We start from the raw sequence: 17,490 nt of genomic DNA on the forward strand, positions 1-17,490 counted from the left end.
GCGGGAAGGGGTGTGAGGGGTGGGGCGGGCCATCACGGCGTGTTCCAGTTGGCGGGCTGGGGAGTCGCCGAGGAGTTTGCGGGCCAGGGCGGTGCCTTTGCGTGGGGCGAAGGCCAGTTCGGTGCGCAGGGCGTGGAGGCCGACGAGGTGGGCGGCCTCTTCGAGGATGGCCTGGGTGTCGGAGATGGACTTGGTGCAGCGGACCGCGTCGATGGTGGCACGGGCCAGTGGGGCGGTGTAGAAGCCGCGGCGGACCACCGGTGCGGGGATGTGGTCGGTGCGCATCAGGTTCAGGGGGCCGAAGCTGATGGCGCGGGAGTGGCGTGGCGTGAGCAGGTGGACCGTGGACGGGACCGGGGCCGACTTCAGGCCGTGGAGGTACAGGGCGTCGAAACCGGTGACCATGCCCTGGTCGCCGACGTAGAGCAGGGCGGCCTGGAGCCACTGCTCACGGGTGGGTTTTTCCTTGCTGAGCAGGAGGATGCCCGGCAGGAGGCGTTGCCAGGGGGTGCCGTGGCGGCAGCGCTGGTCGATGATCGTGCCGGTGAGTCCGATGTGGATCAGTGCCGCTACCGGCGCGATGCGGTGGCGGAACAGGATGTGGAGGGCTTCCAGGTCGATGGGGTGGCGCATGGGGTTGAGGTTGCCTTGTAGGCGGTGCCTGGTGCCACGGGGTTCCGGGGAGCTGTGGATTACTCGCGGGTTGTGGACAGGTCGCGATCACTCGGGCTTCGGTTCGAACTCCGCGGTCCTTTGTGGATCTTTGCCGAGCAGCGAGGCCGGGCGGATGGCGAGCGAGCCGAAGCGGGAACGGGCCTGGTCGGCGGCTTGGTCGGCTTCGCGCCAGCCGTTCTCGGGGGCGTCGAAGATCAGTTGGTGGGCGGAGTCGGAGTTGTCAAGTCCCTCGATGCGGACACCGATGAGGCGGACCGCGCCAGGGGGCACCTGGGTGTCGAGCAGCTCGACGGCGGTGCGGTAGATCTCCTGCGTCACGTCGGTCGCGAGGGGCAGCGTGCGGGAGCGCGTGATCGTCGTGAAGTCGGCGAACCTGACCTTGATGGAGACGGTGCGGCCGTGCAGTCCCTTGGCGCGCAACGAACCCGCGGTGCGCTCGGACAGTCGCAACAGCTCGCGGCGGAGCACCCCGCGGTCGAGGTGGTCGACCTCGAACGTCTCCTCGGCGCCGATCGACTTCTCCCGCGACTCGGGCACCACGGCACGGTCGTCCACGCCGCGCGACAACGCGAAGAGGTGTTCCGCCAGCGCCACGCCGATCTTGCGGCGCAACGTGGGCAACGGCATCGCGGCGACGTCACCGACGGTCTCCAGCCCCAGCTGCGACAGGCGCGCGGCGGTCTTCTCCCCCACTCCCCACAGCGCACCGACCGGCAACGGGTGCAGGAACTCGAGCGTCGAGTCCGCCGGGATGACCATCATCCCGTCCGGCTTGCACATCCCGGACGACAGCTTCGCGAGGAACTTCGTCGGCGCCACCCCCACGGAACACGTCACGCCGTGCGCCTCGAACACCCGCGACCGGATCAGCTCCCCCACGCCGCCAGGGGTCATCCCGAGCCGCCGCAGCGCCCCGCCGACGTCCAGGAAGGCCTCGTCCAGCGACAGCGGCTCCACCAGCGGCGTGATGTCGCGGAAGATCGACATGACCCCGCGCGACACCTCCTGGTAGAGGTCGAACTGCGGCGGCAGGTACACCGCGTGCGGCGCGAGACGGCGCGCGTGAGCGGTGGGCATCGCCGAACGCACGCCGTACTCGCGTGCGAGGTAGTTGGCCGAACACACCACACCGCGGCCACCGACACCACCGACGACGACGGGCACGGAGGCGAGCTCGGGACGTTCACGGATCTCGACTGACGCGTAGAAGGCGTCCATGTCCACGTGGAGCATCCGGCAGCCCGTGTCATCGGGCCAGACACCGTCGCGCGCGCGAAAGCGCTCACGCAGGCCGCGTGGCAGGTTCGCACTGCGACCCATGAACACCCCTCTCGAACCCCTGTTCGAACATCTTACAACCGGTACACACGGGCAGCGTTCTCCGACGCGATGAGTCGCGCGATCCGGTGAGCGTCCTCCTCCAGGAACGCGTCACGGCGCAGCCCGTCGGCCAGGAAGTCGGACAACGCCTGCCGGAACAGCAGCGCACCGAGGTAGTACAGCTCCGGCAACCCGAACGCGTCGGTCGAGAACAGGAACTTCCCGTACGGCACGATCTCCAGCGCCTCCGCGAACACCCGTGGCGCCTGGTGCCCCAGCCCGTGCGTCGCCAGCCCGAGGTCGCAGAACACGTGCGGGAACACCTGCGCGAGGTAGCCCGCCTGCCGATGGAACGGGTAGTTGTGCAACAACAACACCGGCACGCCCAGCGAAGCCGTCGCGCGCAGGAACGGCGTCAACAACAACGGATCCCCCAACGACAGATCCGCGTCCGAGTCGCCGTATCCGACGTGGAACTGCAACGGCAGCCGGGCGTCCAACGCCTCCCACACCAGGAACGAGATCACCACCGGGTCGGCCAGCCGCCCCGTCCACGCCTCCACCGCCCGCACGACGTCGGCGTCCGAGGGCCGCTCGGCCGGCAACCCGAGCCCGATCCGGTACGCCGCAACGGACTTCGCCCCGACAGCCGTCCCCGACGCCAGCTCCCGCCGCACCGCGTCCACGAACTCCACCGGCGACACCTCCCCGCGCAGCCGCTCGGCCAGGTGCTCCAGCCGCACGACGTCGTGCGCCACCGCCCCCGCCAGCGACGCCAGCTCGTCACCCGGCAGCAGCCGGTCCGCCTGGAACCCGCCGTCCACGAGGAACGTGTGGATCCCCGACGCCATCAGGAACGTGCGCGACACCTCGGTGATGTGCAGCGAATTGCGCCGTTCGAGGTACTCCTGCGCGGGGGCGTGCGACGGCAGGTCGAGCAACGGCGCACACCACCGCCGCACCGCGAACCCGACCGCCGAGTCGAAGAACGTCCCGCCCAGCGGCGAGACCCCGCCGGCCTCCAACAACAACGACTCGAACTCGTCGCGTGTGCTGTCCACGCGCAACACGCCGTGGCAGTGGTGATCGATCAGGCCGAGTTCGGCGACGAACGGCAGGATGCCCATACGCTGAGGATCGTGGACTCTGCGGAACGGGACCAGCGGTTCGACCGCGCAACGGAGCTCTTCGATGGGCTCAACGCCCGCAACGTGACCGTTGTGGCACTCACCTGGGTGGACAACAGCGGCATCACACGCACCAAGTCCGTGCCTTTGCGCAGGCTGGCGCACGCGGCAGCACACGGCGTGGGCGCCTCACCGGTGTTCGACGTGTTCCTGTTCGACGACTGGATCATCCAGGGCCGGTTCGCCGGCGGCCCGGTCGGCGACCTGCGCCTGCACCCCGACCTCGACCGCCTCACGGTCCTCACCGGCCAGCCCGGCTGGGCGTGGGCGCCGGCCGACCGCCACTACCAGAGCGGCGTCCCGTACCCGTTGGACCAGCGGCTACAGGCACGGAAAGCACAACAACAACTCGCCGCCCACGGCCTCACCGCGAAGGCCGGGTTCGAGATCGAGTGGTGCGTCGGCAAGCCGGGCACCGACGACTGGGTCCCCGCGACGACCGGTTCCGCCTACGGGCACGCCCGCCAGGTCGAGCTCTCCGACTACTGCGTCGACCTGCTCAACGCCCTCGACCAGCAGGATGTCGAGGTGCTGCAGTTCCACCCCGAGTACGGCGCCGGCCAGTTCGAGGTCTCCACCGCGCCCGAGGCACCGCTCGCGGCAGCGGACACGGCCGTGCTGGTCAGGGAGACCATCCGCGCCGTCACGATCCGCCACGGCATGCGCCCGTCGTTCTCGCCGAAGGTCGTCAACGGCGGCGTCGGCAACGGCGGCCACCTCCACCTCAGCATCTGGCGCGACGGCACGAACCTGTTCGACGGCTTCGGCGACGAGGCCCGGCAGTTCACCGCGGGCGTCCTCCACCACATCCGCGCGTTGTGCGCCATCGGCTGCCCCTCTCTCGCGAGCTACCTCAGGCTCGTGCCGCACACGTGGGCCGCACCGTTCGCCGCGTGGGGCGAGGAGAACCGCGAGACCGCGCTCCGGCTCATCCGCGACAACCTGGAGGTCAAGTGCTTCGACCTCACCGCCAACCCGTACCTGGTCGTGGCGGGCGTGATCGCGGCCGGGCTGGACGGCTTGGCGACCACCGCGACCCTGCCGGAGGGCCTCAACGTCGATCCGGCGCTGCTCGACGGCACGCAACGGCTGCCGACCTCGCTGCGGGAGGCCGTGGAGGAGTTCGAGAAGGACACCGTGCTGACCGAAGCGTTCGGCAGGGAGCTGGCGGGCACGATCGTGGACGTCCGGCGGGGTGAGATGGAGCGGTACAAGGACGCAAGTCCGCAGGGCATCGCGAACGTCACCCGCTGGCGTCACTGACGGCGGATCTTCTTCGGCGTCGACGGCCGAGCGTCGTTGAGCTCGGCCGCCAACGCCTGCATCACCTCCGGAACGCACTCGACGGCCGCCTTGTCGAGCGCCTTGCTGCCTAGGCGGTAGAGCAGGTAATGACGCACGCCGTATGCGCTCATGCCCAACGCACCCAGCAGAACGCACGCGTACCAGGGCATGCCGGCCACGTACATCGACGCCGCCAACGGCGACAGGACGGCCAGCGACGCGGACCGGTTGTTGAGCCGGATCACCTGACCGCCTCCTGGGCCGCGATCTCCTTGCGCAGCCGCGTCAGTGCCCGGTGCTGTGCCACCCGCACCGCACCCGGCGTCGACCCCACCGCTTCCGCGGTCTCCTCCGCCGACAGCCCCACCACGACCCGCAGAACGAGGATCTCCCGCTGTTTCTCCGGCAGGACCCGCAGCAGAAGCCCCATTCGGTTGGAGAGTTCGCCCTGCAACGTCTGTTGTTCCGGTCCGGCGCCGCCATCGGTCGCTTCCGGTAGCTCGGGTACAGGTTCCGCACGGTTGCGAGCCGCCGCACGATGCGCATCGACGACCTTGTGAGCCGCGATGCCGTAAACGAACGCGAGGAACGGGCGTCCTTGTTCGCGGTACGACGGCAAGGCGGTCAGCACGGCCACGCACACGTCCTGCGCGACGTCGTCCGCTGTGGTCGCGGAACGACCCACACGCGCGCGGCAATAGCGCACGACCAGAGGCCGGATTGAGGCGAGCAGCCGGTTCACCGCACGGCGATCACCGGCGATGGCTTCAGCCACATACGCGTCCAAGGTGTCCGGCCGGCGGGCCACGTAAGAGGCCGAGGGCGCTTCGACCGGTTCGGCCGGCCCGCCGGCTTTCGCGCGTTCGAGCAACGCTTCGAGCCTCGGACCGCGCGCACGGCTCGCCAGCTGTTCGGACGCGGCATCACCGACCGAGGTGTTCGACACGGCGGCTTCCGGAACCTTGCGGTGCAGACCTGCTGAGAACTCCATGGTGGTCACCGACCTCCCTTCGACGCCTCGCGGGCAGCCTCTTTCGCACGCCGCAGCTTCCCCTCGACCGCGCGCGGCGAGATCCGCATGAACTCCCCGATCTCGGCATGCGAGTAGTTCTGGTCCTTCAGGAAGAGGAGCGTTCGCCGGTCTTCGCTGAGCTCGGCGAACAGGGCGTCCACCGCCTCTCGGGCCATGACCGCGTCTTCCAGTCCTCCGGTGGCCGCGACGTGTTCGAGGCGTGTCCACGCGTCGAGCAGATGCCGTTCGTGCCAGGCGTTGTTGCTGGTGCGCCACCTGCGGTAGACGTTGGGGAAAGCCAGCACGCAAGCGTTGACGAAGTACTCCTTCAACGGTCCGCGCTCGATGGACCACCGGCCACCGAGGATGCCCTTGTCGCGGAACAGGCCGAACCCCTCCAGCACGGCTTCGCTCGCGAGGTCCTCCGCCTCGTGGAGAGGTACCTCCTGACGCGCCACCGAACGTTCACGCCTGTCACACCTGGCGAACATCGCGCCGGACTTCACGAGGTTGGTAACGATCTCGAGACCGTAGGCGAGAAGCTTGTCGAGGAAGGCAAGCCAGACCGGACCGTCACAACCCGCCTCACGGAAGTGCTGGACGAGCAGGTCGTCCATGCGGAGCCGGTCGGCTTCGAGAGAACTGAAGTAGCGCGCCACGTCTGCCACTGAGAGCAGAGGCTCGCTCAGTTCGCGCTCATGCGCTGCTTCTGGGGTTCGCCCCATTCACCGGGTCCCTACGTAGGCGACGGCGTGTTGGTGCCTTTGCCAATGGAGATGTCGTTTGGGAGCACCCATCCCACGCAGCCGGCCCAACGAGTCACAAACAGTCGCGAAAGCAAACGCCGGTCACTCGCCGGCCGAGTCGATCTCCCTGCGCAGCCGCGCCAGCGCCCGGTGCTGGGCCACCCGCACGGCGCCCGGCGTCGAGCCGACCGCCTCCGCCGTCTCCTCGGCCGACAGCCCCACCACCACGCGCAGCCGCACGATCTCCCGCTGCTTCTCCGGCAGCACCTCGAGCAGCCGGGCCATGCGCCGCGACAGGTCGCTGTCCATCGCCCGCTGTTCGGGTCCGGCCGTGCGGTCGGCCGACTCGGGCAGGTCGGAGGTCGGGTCGGAGCGGTCGCGTGCGGCGGCGCGGTGGGCGTCGGCCACCTTGTGCGAGGCGATGCCGTAGACGAAGGCCAGGAAGGGGCGTCCCTGGTCGCGGTAGGAGGGCAGCGCTGTCAGGACGGCCAGGCACACCTCTTGTGCGACGTCGTCTGCCGATGCGAACGCACGTACCCGCGAGCGGCAGTAGCGGACGATCATCGGCCTGATCGCCGCCAGCAGCTTCGCCACGGCGCCGTCGTCGCCGGCCAGTGCGGCGGCGACGTGCTCGTCGGCCGTCTCTGCGCTCCCCATCAGATCAGGACGCTGGCCTCGGCGATCTCCCTGCGCAGCCGGCCCAGGGCGCGGTGCTGGGCCACGCGCACGGCGCCGGGGGTCGACCCGACGGCCTCGGCCGTCTCTTCGGCCGACAGGCCCACCACCACGCGCAGCACAAGGATCTCGCGTTGCTTTTCCGGCAGGCGGCGCAGCAGCTCCCCCATGGCGCCGTTCAGCTCGCCCTGGAGGGCGAAGTCCTCGGGTCCGACGCTGCGCGAGACCTGGTCCGGCACGTCGGCCATCGGCTCCGCGCGGTTGCGGCCGAGCGCGCGGTGGGCGTCGGCGACCTTGTGGGCCGCGATGCCGTAGACGAACGCCAGGAAGGGCCGGCCCTGCTCGCGGTACTTCGGCAGCGCCGTCAGCACGGCCAGGCAGACGTCCTGTGCGACGTCGTCCGCGGTCGTCGCGGAACGCCCCACGCGCGCGCGGCAGTACTTCACCACCAGCGGGCGCAGGTAGCGAAGCAGCTGGTCAACGGCCCTGCGGTCGCCGTGGACCGCCAGGTTGACCACGTCCGCGGGTAAAGCCGAACTCTCCATCCGAGTGTCCCCTCTCGAAGTCCCGCAGAGGAGACGCGTGCCCCGCGTCACTCCTTATGCGGAAAGTAGGGATCAATTTCGAACGTCACCCGTTTGGAGCAACCATGAGCGGTTGGTAAAACGCGGAGAGGAACCAACGAGCGGGACCGAAACCTGCCCGTTCCGCCAAATCGGTGAGTTCATCACGGGTAATAGCCCAATATCGTGCCTTGCCCACCACGACGCGCCACGAGTCGGCTTCGTGCAGCTGGAACATCTCCAGCTCGTACTGGTCGCCATCCCAGTGCCACAGCTGGAACCACACGACCCGACCGGGCCCCACGGACGGAGGAGTGGACACCGGCCGATCCACGCGCAATGCGTCGTAGTCACGTGTCGACAGAACCAACCGGCCACCCGGCCGCAGCACACGGCGCATCTCCCGCAACGCGGCAAGCACGTCATCCGGGGTCAGCAGATGCGGCAGCGCATTGTCCAACGAGACAACGACGTCGAAGGAACCAGACGCGAACGGCAGCGAACGCATGTCCGCCGCGACAACGGGCAGGGAAACCCCACGCGCGGAAGCCTCGACACCGGCCCGATGAGCCGCCACGGGCGAGAGGTCCGCACCGACGACGGAGTACCCGCGCATCCCCAGGCCGATCGCCTGCGTACCGATGCCGCACGCGCAGTCCAGAACGCGCGCTCCAGCCGGTACGAAACGGGTCAGCTGCGCCGCCTGACGGGCCATCGACGCGTCCCAGTCCGGGAACATCAGGTCGTACGTGCCGGCCAGCCCGTCGTAGAAGGCGCCGGTCAAATCAGCTCCTCGACCCCCACCGACGACCGCAGCTTCGCGAGTGCCCGGTGCTGCGCCACCCGCACCGCGCCCGGCGTCGAGCCGACCGCCTCCGCCGTCTCCTCCGCGGTCATGCCGACCACGACGCGCAGCAGCAGGATCTCGCGCTGCTTGTCCGGCAGCGACCGCAGCAGCTGCCCCAGCCGCGCCGACATCGACCCGAGCAGCGCGCTCTGCTCCGGGTCGGCGGTGGTCGACGGCCCGTCCGGCACCTCGGCGACCGGTTCGGCGCGGTTGCGGGCCGAGGCCCGGTGCGCGTCCGCCACCTTGTGCGAGGCGATGCCGTAGACGAACGCGAGGAACGGCCTGCCCTGTTCGCGGTAGGTGGGCAGCGAGGTCAGCACGGCCAGGCAGACCTCCTGGGCCACGTCGTCGGCCGACGCGTACGCCCGTTCACCGTGCCCGACGCGCGCCCGGCAGTACCGGGTCACGAGCGGGCGTACGGAGGCCAGCAGCCGTTCGACGGCATGCCGGTCACCCGCGACGGCCTCGTTCACCAGCGAGGCCAGCAGGTCGGAACTCTCCATGGCGCGGGTCCCTACGTCGACTGGCGGAGCCTACATCTTTCGCCGCGACGTCGTTTGGGACCACTCACGTGGACAACATTCGTCCCGAAAGCAAACACTCAGTGAGTGCGGCGGGCGAGCACGTGCAACCGGGCGGCCACGTCTCGCAGCGGTGACCGCGTGGCAGCGGCCAGTTCGAGCTCGGCCAGTGCGTCGGCCGCGCCCGGGTTCGAGTCCAGCACGACGCCGGGAACGAGGTCGGACACCACGCCGTGGCCCTGCAGCAACTCGACGGAAAGACCGGCTTCGAGCACCAGTTTCTCCAGGCCGGCCACGTCGAACCGGCGCTGCAGCGGGTCACGCGTGCCCGCCAGCTGGCCCGCGTCGTCGTCCAGCAGCCGGCGCGCGTCGACGATACGGCCCGCGATCGCCCGGTGCAGGATGGCCGCGAACCTGTTCGCCACCAGCACCGACACCGCGCCGCCCGGCGTCACCGCGGCGGCCAGCGCCGTCAGCGCCGCACCGGCGTCGTCCACGATCTCCAGCAGCCCGTGCGCGAGCACCAGGTCAGCCTCACCGGCGGGAACGCCCAGCGAGTCGGTGTCGCCCTGCACCGCGTTGATCGTCACACCGGCCTCGCGCGCACGGGTGTGCAGCGTGGCCAGCGCGTTCGGTGAGGGCTCCACGACCGTGACGACGCAGCCCGCCGCGGCGAGTGGCACGGCCCACACACCGCTACCGCCGCCGACGTCGAGCACACGGGGTGGTTCGCCGCCCCTGCGCTCGCGTACAGCGGTCAGTTCGGCGTCGAGCACCCTCTGTACGGCGTCCGGTCGCATGGCACACAGCGTAGGAGACCCTAGAGTAGGTCTGTGCATACGGTGTCCGTGCTCAGCCTCAAGGGAGGCGTCGGCAAGACGACGGTGGTGCTCGGCCTGGCCTCTGCCGCCCTCCGCCGTGGTGTCCGCACTCTGGTGATCGACCTCGATCCGCAGTGCAACGCCACGTCGACGCTGGAGCCAGAGGAGTCCAAGGCGAGCATCTACGACGTCCTGCAGGACCCGTCCGAGGAGAACCTGGAACAGGCGATCCGCCCCAGCAGGTGGGGTGACGGCATCGACGTGCTGTCCGGGTCGGAGGACGCCGAGCTGCTCAACCACCCCGATCCGAACGAGTCGCGCCTGCACCGGCTCAAAGACGCGTTGCGCACGTTGCGCGACATGTACGACGAGTTCCCCTACCAGCTCGTGCTGCTCGACTGCCCGCCCTCGCTGGGCCAGCTGACCCGGTCCGCCCTGGTCGCGGCCGACCGCGCGTTGCTGGTCACCGAGCCGACGATGTTCGCCGTGGCCGGTGTGCAGCGGGCGTTCGAGGCGGTGCAGAACGAGCGCGAGAGCAACAACGCCGACCTGCAGCCGCTGGGCGTCGTGGTGAACCGGGTGCGGCCGCGCTCGCACGAGCACCAGTTCCGCATCGAGGAGCTGCGCGACATCTTCGGCCCGCTGGTGATGCCGGTGGCCTTACCTGACCGGCTCGCGGTGCAGCAGGCCCAAGGCGCGTGCATGCCGATCCACGAGTGGGGCACGCCGGGCGCGCGTGAGGTGGCGCTGGCGTTCAACCTGCTGCTGGCCCGCATCCAGCGCATCTCCCGCAGCCGCCGCCGCGCGGTCCACCACGACTTCGACGACGACGAGATCCAAGAGGCGGTGGATGCCTGAGGGCGACACCGTCTTCCTGGCCGGCCACCGGATGAACGAGGCCCTGGCCGGGAAGACGCTGCTGCGCGGTGAGCTTCGACACCCCAGGTTCGCCGCGGTGGACCTGGCCGGGCTCGACGTCCTCGGCGTGCACACCTACGGCAAGCACATGTTCACCCGCTTCTCCGACGGCAACAGCCTGCGCAGCCACTTCCGGATGGACGGCGCGTGGCACCTGTACCGGCCCGGCGAGCGCTGGAAGCGTCCTGGGCACCAGGCCCGCGCGGTGTTCGAGGTCGACGACCGGCAGGCCATCGGGTTCGCGCTGCACGACCTGGAGCTCCTCCCGACCGCACGTGAAGGCGAGCTCATCTCCCATCTCGGGCCTGATCTGCTCTCACCGGACTTCGACGCCGACGAGGCCGTCCGGCGGCTGACCGCGGACCCCGAGCGGCCGGTCGGGATCGCACTGCTCGACCAGCGCGTCATGGCCGGTGTCGGCAACCTCTACCGCGCTGAGGTGTGTTTCCTGATGGGCGTTCTGCCGACGGCACCGGTGTCGGCCGTGAACCCCGCACGGGCGGTCGCGCTGTCACGGAAGCTGCTGCAGGCCAACCAGTGGCGGCCGGAGCAGACGACCACGGGCGACCTGCGCGTGCAGCACTACGTCTTCGAACGCACGGGCCGGCCGTGCCTGCGCTGCCGCACGAGGGTCCGTTCGGGCGAGTTGGACGGCAGATTCGTGTATTTCTGCCCCAAATGCCAGTCCGGTTGAACCGCAGCGCTTCCGTGGCCGTGTCCTTGGACATGGCGGTAAATCTGGATGCGTTGCGCCCGGGCTTCACCGACGACCCGTACTCGGTGCTGACCAGCCTGCGTGAAGCCGGTCCCGTGCACCGGGTCGAGAACTTCGGCGTGCCCATGTGGCTCGTGACCCGCTATCCCGACGTGCGGGCCGCACTGGACAACCCCCTGCTGTCCTCACACGGCTCCGCCCTCGCCGAGCCCCTGCGCGGGCACCCGCACTTCGCGTCGTGGTGGTTCGGCGACCTGTCAGACCACATGATGAACAGCGACGCCCCCGACCACACGCGCCTGCGCCGGGCGGTGTCGAGCGAGCTCACCCCGCGCCGCATCGCCGCGCTGCGCCCCCGCGCCGAGCAGCTGGCGGCGTCGCTGGTGGACGCCTTCGTCGACGCCGGGCGCTGCGACCTGGTCTCCGACTTCGCCGCGCCACTGCCGATCACCCTGCTGATGGAGCTGCTCGGGGTGCCGGCCGTCGACCAGGAGAACTTCCGGTACTGGGCGGACGTCGTGACCGGGCTCGCCGACGGTGACGCGGTCTCCGCTCGTGCGGAGGCCTCCGGCTACCTGCAGGACCTGGTGGCGCACAAGCGGACCTCCGGCGACGACGACCTCATCGGCGCGCTCGCCCGTGCCACCGGCCCGGCCGCGCTGACCGGGCGCGAGCTGGCCTCGCTGGCGTTCCTGCTGCTCGTGGCCGGGTACACGACCGCGGTGGACCTCGTCGGCAACGGCGTGCTGGCGTTGCTGCGCCACCCCGAACAGCTGGAGCTGCTGCAACGGTCGTCGTCGCTGCTGCCCGGCGCCGTCGAGGAGCTCCTGCGGTTCGACGGCCCCACCTCGCACCTGCTGCGCTTCGCCACGCGGCCGCTGACCATCGGCGGCGTGCAGATCCAGGCCGGTGACGTGGTGCTGCTGTCGCTGGCCTCCGCCGACCGCGACACCGTCCGCTACCCGCGCGCGGACCAGCTCAACATCGAGCGGGCCGACCGGCAGCACCTGGCGTTCGGGCACGGCATGCACTTCTGCCTCGGTGCGCCGATGGCCAGGCTGGAGGGCGAGGTCGCGTTCCGGACGCTGCTCTCGCGCTGCGCGGGCATCGCGCTGGACACCGCGCAGCCGCTGGGCTGGCGGGTGTCGCTGGGCAGCCGCGGGCTGCGGTCGTTGCCGGTGCGGTTCCTGTCCAGGCCGGCCGTGCCGCTCGACGAGCAGGCGACCGTGAAGGTGCCCAAGCCGTCCTGACCGGCGACGAGGCCCACAAGTCCGCCCTGAGCTGCCGTTATAGGGTGTGCGCGTGGTGTACAAGCAGGTGGTTCGCAGGGCGTTGTTCAACATGCACGGCGGCGACGCGGAGCGGGTCCACGAGACCACGCTGGCCGTCATGGCCGGGCTGAGCCCGCTCGCGCGGTTCGCGCGCGGCCAGAACAACCCGCGGACCGTGTTCGGCGTCCGCTTCCCCAACCCGGTCGGCCTCGCCGCCGGTCTTGACAAGGACGGGCGGGCGCTGCCGGCGTGGGCCGCGCTGGGCTTCGGGTTCGTCGAGGTCGGCACCGTCACGTGGCACGCGCAGCCGGGCAACCCGAAGCCGCGGCTGTTCCGCCTGCGCGAGGACGAGGCGATCATCAACCGGATGGGCTTCAACAACGCCGGAGCGCGCGCGCTCGCGGAGAAGCTCGACAAGACCACCCTGAGGGCGCCGCTGGGCATCAGCCTGGGCAAGTCGAAGGTCACACCGGTCGAGCACGCCGTGCAGGACTACCTGAACTCGCTGAGCGCCCTGCAGGACCACGGCGACTACTACGCGATCAACGTCAGCTCGCCCAACACGCCCGGCCTGCGCAGCCTGCAGGACAAGGGCGCGCTCACCGAGCTCGTGCAGGCGATGACGCGGGCGACCGAGAAGCCGATGCTCGTCAAGATCGCGCCGGACCTCACCGACGACGCGATCGCGGAGGTCATCCAGGTGTGCGTGGACCACGGCATCAAGGGCCTCATCGCCACGAACACCACCCTGGGCCGCGAGGGCCTCCAGAGCCCGCACAGGGGCGAGACGGGCGGTCTGAGCGGCCGGCCCCTCACCCGGCGCGCGAACGACGTGGTCCGGTTCATCACGCGGCACAGCGAGCTGCCGGTCATCGGCGTGGGCGGCATCGCGTCGCCGGACGACGCCCAGCGCATGATCGACGCGGGGGCGAGCCTCGTGCAGCTCTACACCGGCTTCATCTACGAGGGTCCCGGCCTCGTGAGCCGGATCAACCGGGCGCTACGCACGCCGGGCGGCGCGTAGCCAGCGCATCACCGGGTGCAGGATCACGACCAGCAGCGATCCCCACACCAGGCCGCCCATCCGCAGCGACCCGATCTCGATGGTCAGGTCGCCGACACCGGCGACCAGCGCGGCCCCGCCGACCATGGCGTTGACCGGGTTGGTGAGGTCGACGCCGCGGTCCATCCAGATCCGCACGCCGATGAGCACGATCAGGCCGTAGAGCACCAGCGTGCACCCGCCCAGCACACCGGGCGGGATGGTGCCGAACAGCGCGATGGCCTTCGGGGAGAACGCGAGCAGCACGGCGAACCCACCGGCGAACGCGAACGCCGCTGTCGTGTAGACGCGGGTCACGGCCATGACGCCGATGTTCTCGGAGTACGTCGTCGTGCCGACGCCACCGCCCAGGCCCGACAACGCCGTGGACAGGCCGTTCGCGATGATCGCGTCGCCCGCGCTGCCGTCGAGGTTGCGGCCGGTCAGCGCGGCCACCGCCTTGACGTGCCCGACGACCTCGGCGACCAGGACGATCACCACCGGCAGCATCAGCAGCACGACGGACGGGCGCAGCTCCGGCTGGTGCAGCTGCGGCAGCCCCACCCAGTCCGCGTCGCGCAGCTCCGCGAACTTCCCGGACGGCACCGCACCGGACAGCACGCCGCCGACCCACACGCCGACGAACCCGACCAGCACCGAGAACCGGAACAGCAGCCCGCGCGCGAGCACACCGGCCAGCAGGATCACGCCGGTCGTGATCGCGGCCAGCACCGGCTGCTCCGCGAAGTGCGAGGTGGCCTGGTGCGAGAGGTTCAGGCCGATGATGACCACGACGGCGCCGCTGACGACCGGCGGCATGACCGACTCCAGCAGCCGCACGCCGAGCGCCTTGACCGCGATGCCGACGACGATCACGAGCAGTCCGGCGGCGACCACACCGCCGAGCTGGGCGGCGATGCCCTGTTCGCGGGCCGCGACCAGCGGTGCGACGAACGCGAAGGACGAGCCGAGGTAGCTGGGGACGCGGTTCTTGGTGATCAGCAGGAACAGCAGCGTGCCGAGGCCGGAGAACAGCAGCGTGGTGGCGACGGGAAGACCGGTGGCGGTGGGTACGAGCACCGTCGCGCCGAACATGGCGACCAGGTGCTGCACGCCGAACCCCATGGTGAGCAGCCAGCTCGCCCGCTCCTGCGGTGCGACGGTCTCACTGTCGGTGATCCGACCGTCCCCGTGCACGGTCCACAACGCCAACGCACTGCCTCCCGGCAACCCAGCCGGACTTCCCGCTGCCCGGCCCCGGAATCCTGCCACGCCATGTAGTGACCACGGCTAGATAACGGTCTGATAATCACACGATTGCCGCAAATATCTCTAGCTTTCCACGCCGATAGCCGTACGTGGTCACTCAGGGTGACGATCAGCGCGCTGAATAGCCTGAGACGTCGCGCATCGCCGAGGCAAGGCCGGCCATGTGGTCGGTGGCGTCGTCCAGCACGGAGCGCGGGTTCTGGAAGGCGGTGCTCGCCGCGAGCGCCTGTCCGGCGGCCGCCACCAGCGCGCAGTAGCGGTCCACGCCGTCGGCCAGCTGGATCCGCAACACCCGGACGCCCTCGACCAGCGCCCCGCGTTCCAGGTGCGGCGCGGTGTCGCGGGCCCGTTCGACGGCCTGCAGCTGCGCGGACACCGCGCGGATGGCAGCGGACGCCTCCTGGGCGGTCTGCCGGGCGTGCTGGACGGACTCGGTCGGCAACGACGTGAGCGCCGGCGAGTCGAGCTGCTTCAACAGCTCGGACATCGTGTCCTCGGCGCCGTGCAGCTTCTCCATCGGCACCCGCGCGGCGGAGATGTGCGCGGGCAGCGGCGGCCGGGGCGGTGGCGGCGGGCTCAGGGCCAGCCGCTGCCGGGCCGCGCCGAGCTCGCGCAGCTTGAAGCCGCTGCGCACGGCGAGAACGGCGGGCACGGCCGCACCGATCGTGCCGGCGACGGCGGCCCAGGTGCCCAGCACGCCGGTGAAGCCGAAGACGGCCAGCGTGCCGAGCATGGTGATCAGGATCGCCCAGAACGTCAGCACGGCGCTGGTGCGCTTGCGCTTGCGTTCCAGCTTGGCGATCGGGTCGTTCCACTTCTGGATGCGGTACCGCGCCTGCTCGGCCAGCGGGTGGCCCTGGAGCGACACACCCAACTCGTTGACGACCTTGCGGACGATCTCGTTGTTGGGACGGTTTCTCCAGGGCTCCATGATCACCTGCTGACTCCTCCTGCCCCGCTCAGTGCTGAGCCGGCGGGACCTGCTGCTGCGTGGTCTTCTGCTCCTGCTGCACGCGCTGCGCGATCTCGGCCTGGATCTGCGCCGCGGCGCTGTTGCCCGCCGTCACCTGCGGCGGCGTGTTCGCCTGACCGCCGTGCATGGACGCGCGGATCTGCTCCAGGCGCGACGAGCCGGCGAGCTGCGTGGTCGAGGCCTGCACCTCCAGCATGCGGCCCTGGACCGAGTTCTGGGCGAGCTCGGCGGAACCGATCGCGGTCGCGTAGCGCTTCTCGATCTTGTCGCGGACCTCTTCCAGCGACGGCACGTTGCCGGGCGCCGCGAGCTCGCTCATCTGGGTCAGCGACGCGGAGACCTGCTCCTGCATCTTCGCCTGCTCCAGCTGGCTGAGCAGCTTCGTGCGCTCGGCCAGCTTCTGCTGCAGCATCATCGAGTTGCGCTCGACGGCCTGCTTGGCCTGCGCGGCCGCCTGCAGCGACTGGTCGTGCAGCGTCTTGAGGTCCTCGATGCCCTGCTCGGCGGTGACGAGCTGGGTGGCGAAGCCCTGCGCGGCGTTCTCGAACTGCTGCGCCTTCTGCTCGTCGCCCTTCGAGCGCGCCTCGTCGGCGAGCACGAGCGCCTGGCGCGCGGAGGCCTGCAGCTTCTCCACGTCGCCGAGCTGGCGGTTCAGCTTCATCTCCAGCTGCCGCTGGTTGCCGATCACGGCCGCGGCCTGCTGAGAGAGCGCCTGGTGCTGACGCTGCGCCTCCTCGATGGCCTGCTGGATCTGCACCTTCGGGTCAGCGTGCTCGTCGATCTTGGACGAGAACGATGCCATCAGGTACTTCCAGAACTTCACGAACGGACTGGCCATCTCCTACGCCTGCCTTCTCGGTGCCGGTGTTGGATCCATCGTCTCAATTGTGCGCCGGGGTATCCACCGACACGGGGAGATATCCGGGAACACCCTGACCCACCCCGGGACTTAGGAGAACACGCCTGACGACGTGCAATCCTGCCCGCACCCGCGTCCCGGGACGCGGTGACCCCACCCGCTGTGGCCAAGCCGTTGTCTCACGTTCAACCGGCGGTGGTCGTTGTCAGTTGAACGTGTGAGGCCCCGGTGTTGTTGCAGCGAGTCACGTGGCGGCGGCCACACGGCGTCTCAGCGGGTTCTCAGCACGCGCACATGCCAGCGGCCCCGCTCACCGTGAGGGGAGCGGGGCCGGTCCGACTTGGGGGTTCTACGCAGCGACGACGGCCTTGGGCGGCTCGCCGATCTTGCTGGTGAGGCGGTGGCTGAGCATCGGCTGCAGGCGCAGGTCGGACAGGTCGTCCGACAGCGTGGTCGGGAGCACCCGGCCACCCTCCAGCTTGCCGCGCTCCGCACGACCGTTGGGAACGGTGTCCGGCACCGTGTCCGGCGTCTGCTGGACGGCGCCGATGTCGGAGGCGACGTGGTGCAGCAGCTCGGACAGCGGCAGGTCCAATGCTTCACAGATGGCCGCGAGGAGCTCGCTGGACGCCTCTTTGCGGCCGCGCTCCACCTCGGACAGGTACCCCAGGCTCACGCGGGCGGTCCGAGAGACCTCGCGCAGCGTGCGGCGTTGGTTGGTGCGGGCATGGCGAAGTCGATCACCGATCGCCTCGCGTAGCAGCACGGTCATCGCGCGCCTCCTTCCGGCCG

The 17,490-nt window shown here is 70.1% G+C and carries 19 protein-coding genes and 1 pseudogene; 5 read left to right on the forward strand and 15 right to left on the reverse strand.

All coding sequences use genetic code 11. From position 1 onward, the window contains the following. From ADL03_RS16830 to ADL03_RS16840, 3 genes and pseudogenes are all read right to left on the reverse strand, one after another. Nucleotides 1-633 (reverse strand): annotated as a pseudogene (locus tag ADL03_RS16830) (hypothetical protein); the annotation flags it as partial. An 87-nt stretch (nt 634-720) separates the two neighbouring features. Further along, nucleotides 721-1,995 (reverse strand): DNA polymerase IV, encoded by a 1,275-nt coding sequence (locus ADL03_RS16835; RefSeq protein WP_053734558.1) that lies wholly within the window; start codon nt 1,993-1,995, stop codon nt 721-723. A 32-nt stretch (nt 1,996-2,027) separates the two neighbouring features. Continuing rightward, complete coding sequence (locus tag ADL03_RS16840; protein WP_053734416.1) at nt 2,028-3,122, reverse strand: amidohydrolase family protein; 1,095 nt, start codon at nt 3,120-3,122, stop codon at nt 2,028-2,030. A gap of 12 nt (nt 3,123-3,134) precedes the next feature. Between ADL03_RS16840 and ADL03_RS16845 the strand changes: the two genes are divergently transcribed. Further along, nucleotides 3,135-4,445: a glutamine synthetase gene (locus ADL03_RS16845; RefSeq protein WP_053734559.1), complete on the forward strand. Its 1,311-nt coding sequence runs from the start codon at nt 3,135-3,137 to the stop codon at nt 4,443-4,445. Here ADL03_RS16845 and ADL03_RS16850 read toward each other — a convergent pair. From ADL03_RS16850 to ADL03_RS16885, 8 genes are all read right to left on the reverse strand, one after another. Next, on the reverse strand, nt 4,439-4,711 hold the full coding sequence (locus ADL03_RS16850) for a hypothetical protein (RefSeq protein WP_053734417.1): 273 nt from the start codon (nt 4,709-4,711) through the stop codon (nt 4,439-4,441). The two genes, ADL03_RS16845 and ADL03_RS16850, sit on opposite strands and share 7 nt — an antisense overlap. Then, on the reverse strand, nt 4,708-5,274 hold the full coding sequence (locus ADL03_RS16855; RefSeq protein ID WP_053734560.1) for a sigma-70 family RNA polymerase sigma factor: 567 nt from the start codon (nt 5,272-5,274) through the stop codon (nt 4,708-4,710). The genes ADL03_RS16850 and ADL03_RS16855 overlap by 4 nt, the downstream gene beginning before the upstream one ends. Before the next feature lie 188 nt (nt 5,275-5,462). Further along, the gene (locus tag ADL03_RS16860) at nt 5,463-6,137 is read right to left on the reverse strand and encodes an RNA polymerase sigma factor (protein ID WP_197288390.1); all 675 of its coding nucleotides are present in this window, start codon (nt 6,135-6,137) and stop codon (nt 5,463-5,465) included. 189 nt (nt 6,138-6,326) lie between these two features. Continuing rightward, a complete protein-coding gene (gene shbA, locus ADL03_RS16865; protein ID WP_053734419.1) occupies nt 6,327-6,881 on the reverse strand; it encodes an RNA polymerase sigma factor ShbA in 555 nt (184 codons plus the stop codon). Then, on the reverse strand, nt 6,881-7,444 hold the full coding sequence (locus ADL03_RS16870; protein WP_053734420.1) for a sigma-70 family RNA polymerase sigma factor: 564 nt from the start codon (nt 7,442-7,444) through the stop codon (nt 6,881-6,883). The genes shbA and ADL03_RS16870 overlap by 1 nt, the downstream gene beginning before the upstream one ends. A gap of 85 nt (nt 7,445-7,529) precedes the next feature. Further along, entirely contained in the window at nt 7,530-8,246 is a 717-nt protein-coding gene (locus ADL03_RS16875) for a bifunctional 2-polyprenyl-6-hydroxyphenol methylase/3-demethylubiquinol 3-O-methyltransferase UbiG (protein ID WP_197288391.1), read from the reverse strand. Beyond that, the gene (locus tag ADL03_RS16880) at nt 8,243-8,812 is read right to left on the reverse strand and encodes a sigma-70 family RNA polymerase sigma factor (protein ID WP_053734421.1); all 570 of its coding nucleotides are present in this window, start codon (nt 8,810-8,812) and stop codon (nt 8,243-8,245) included. Before ADL03_RS16880 ends, ADL03_RS16875 begins: the two co-directional genes overlap by 4 nt. Nucleotides 8,813-8,910: 98 nt before the next feature. Beyond that, nucleotides 8,911-9,630, reverse strand: a complete 720-nt coding sequence (locus ADL03_RS16885; protein WP_053734422.1) for a bifunctional 2-polyprenyl-6-hydroxyphenol methylase/3-demethylubiquinol 3-O-methyltransferase UbiG — start codon at nt 9,628-9,630, stop codon at nt 8,911-8,913. Between the two features lie 33 nt (nt 9,631-9,663). Between ADL03_RS16885 and ADL03_RS16890 the strand changes: the two genes are divergently transcribed. From ADL03_RS16890 to ADL03_RS16905, 4 genes are read left to right on the forward strand one after another with little or no spacing between them, the layout of a single operon-like run. Next, on the forward strand, nt 9,664-10,509 hold the full coding sequence (locus ADL03_RS16890; RefSeq protein WP_053734423.1) for a ParA family protein: 846 nt from the start codon (nt 9,664-9,666) through the stop codon (nt 10,507-10,509). Then, on the forward strand, nt 10,502-11,263 hold the full coding sequence (locus tag ADL03_RS16895; RefSeq protein ID WP_053734424.1) for a DNA-formamidopyrimidine glycosylase family protein: 762 nt from the start codon (nt 10,502-10,504) through the stop codon (nt 11,261-11,263). Before ADL03_RS16890 ends, ADL03_RS16895 begins: the two co-directional genes overlap by 8 nt. Nucleotides 11,264-11,316: 53 nt before the next feature. Then, nucleotides 11,317-12,534 carry a cytochrome P450 gene (locus ADL03_RS16900; RefSeq protein ID WP_053734425.1) on the forward strand — a complete coding sequence of 406 codons (1,218 nt, stop codon included), beginning with the start codon at nt 11,317-11,319 and terminating at the stop codon, nt 12,532-12,534. A gap of 52 nt (nt 12,535-12,586) precedes the next feature. Then, nucleotides 12,587-13,579 carry a quinone-dependent dihydroorotate dehydrogenase gene (locus ADL03_RS16905; protein ID WP_053734562.1) on the forward strand — a complete coding sequence of 331 codons (993 nt, stop codon included), beginning with the start codon at nt 12,587-12,589 and terminating at the stop codon, nt 13,577-13,579. Here ADL03_RS16905 and ADL03_RS16910 read toward each other — a convergent pair. From ADL03_RS16910 to ADL03_RS49635, 4 genes are all read right to left on the reverse strand, one after another. Then, nucleotides 13,556-14,803, reverse strand: a complete 1,248-nt coding sequence (locus tag ADL03_RS16910; RefSeq protein ID WP_369808987.1) for a uracil-xanthine permease family protein — start codon at nt 14,801-14,803, stop codon at nt 13,556-13,558. The two genes, ADL03_RS16905 and ADL03_RS16910, sit on opposite strands and share 24 nt — an antisense overlap. 172 nt (nt 14,804-14,975) lie before the next feature. Further along, entirely contained in the window at nt 14,976-15,797 is an 822-nt protein-coding gene (locus ADL03_RS16915) for a hypothetical protein (protein WP_053734563.1), read from the reverse strand. A 28-nt stretch (nt 15,798-15,825) separates the two neighbouring features. After that, nucleotides 15,826-16,677 carry a PspA/IM30 family protein gene (locus tag ADL03_RS16920; RefSeq protein ID WP_053734427.1) on the reverse strand — a complete coding sequence of 284 codons (852 nt, stop codon included), beginning with the start codon at nt 16,675-16,677 and terminating at the stop codon, nt 15,826-15,828. 370 nt (nt 16,678-17,047) lie between these two features. After that, the gene (locus ADL03_RS49635; RefSeq protein WP_053734428.1) at nt 17,048-17,470 is read right to left on the reverse strand and encodes a helix-turn-helix domain-containing protein; all 423 of its coding nucleotides are present in this window, start codon (nt 17,468-17,470) and stop codon (nt 17,048-17,050) included. Between the last annotated feature and the right edge of the window lie 20 nt (nt 17,471-17,490).

This window comes from Nocardia sp. NRRL S-836 (assembly GCF_001279525.1).
In the GTDB taxonomy this organism is placed as follows: Bacteria; Actinomycetota; Actinomycetes; order Mycobacteriales; family Pseudonocardiaceae; genus Lentzea.

Excerpts from the sequence above, each read along its gene's own strand:
- ADL03_RS16835 (WP_053734558.1), bottom strand. The coding sequence starts at position 1,995 with ATGGGTCGCAGTGCGAACCTGCCACGCGGCCTGCGTGAGCGCTTTCGC.
- ADL03_RS16840 (WP_053734416.1), bottom strand. The coding sequence starts at position 3,122 with ATGGGCATCCTGCCGTTCGTCGCCGAACTCGGCCTGATCGATCACCAC.
- shbA (WP_053734419.1), bottom strand. The coding sequence starts at position 6,881 with ATGGGGAGCGCAGAGACGGCCGACGAGCACGTCGCCGCCGCACTGGCC.
- ADL03_RS16870 (WP_053734420.1), bottom strand. The coding sequence starts at position 7,444 with ATGGAGAGTTCGGCTTTACCCGCGGACGTGGTCAACCTGGCGGTCCAC.
- ADL03_RS16880 (WP_053734421.1), bottom strand. The coding sequence starts at position 8,812 with ATGGAGAGTTCCGACCTGCTGGCCTCGCTGGTGAACGAGGCCGTCGCG.
- ADL03_RS16885 (WP_053734422.1), bottom strand. The coding sequence starts at position 9,630 with ATGCGACCGGACGCCGTACAGAGGGTGCTCGACGCCGAACTGACCGCT.
- ADL03_RS16895 (WP_053734424.1), top strand. The coding sequence starts at position 10,502 with ATGCCTGAGGGCGACACCGTCTTCCTGGCCGGCCACCGGATGAACGAG.
- ADL03_RS16915 (WP_053734563.1), bottom strand. The coding sequence starts at position 15,797 with ATGGAGCCCTGGAGAAACCGTCCCAACAACGAGATCGTCCGCAAGGTC.
- ADL03_RS16920 (WP_053734427.1), bottom strand. The coding sequence starts at position 16,677 with ATGGCCAGTCCGTTCGTGAAGTTCTGGAAGTACCTGATGGCATCGTTC.
- ADL03_RS49635 (WP_053734428.1), bottom strand. The coding sequence starts at position 17,470 with ATGACCGTGCTGCTACGCGAGGCGATCGGTGATCGACTTCGCCATGCC.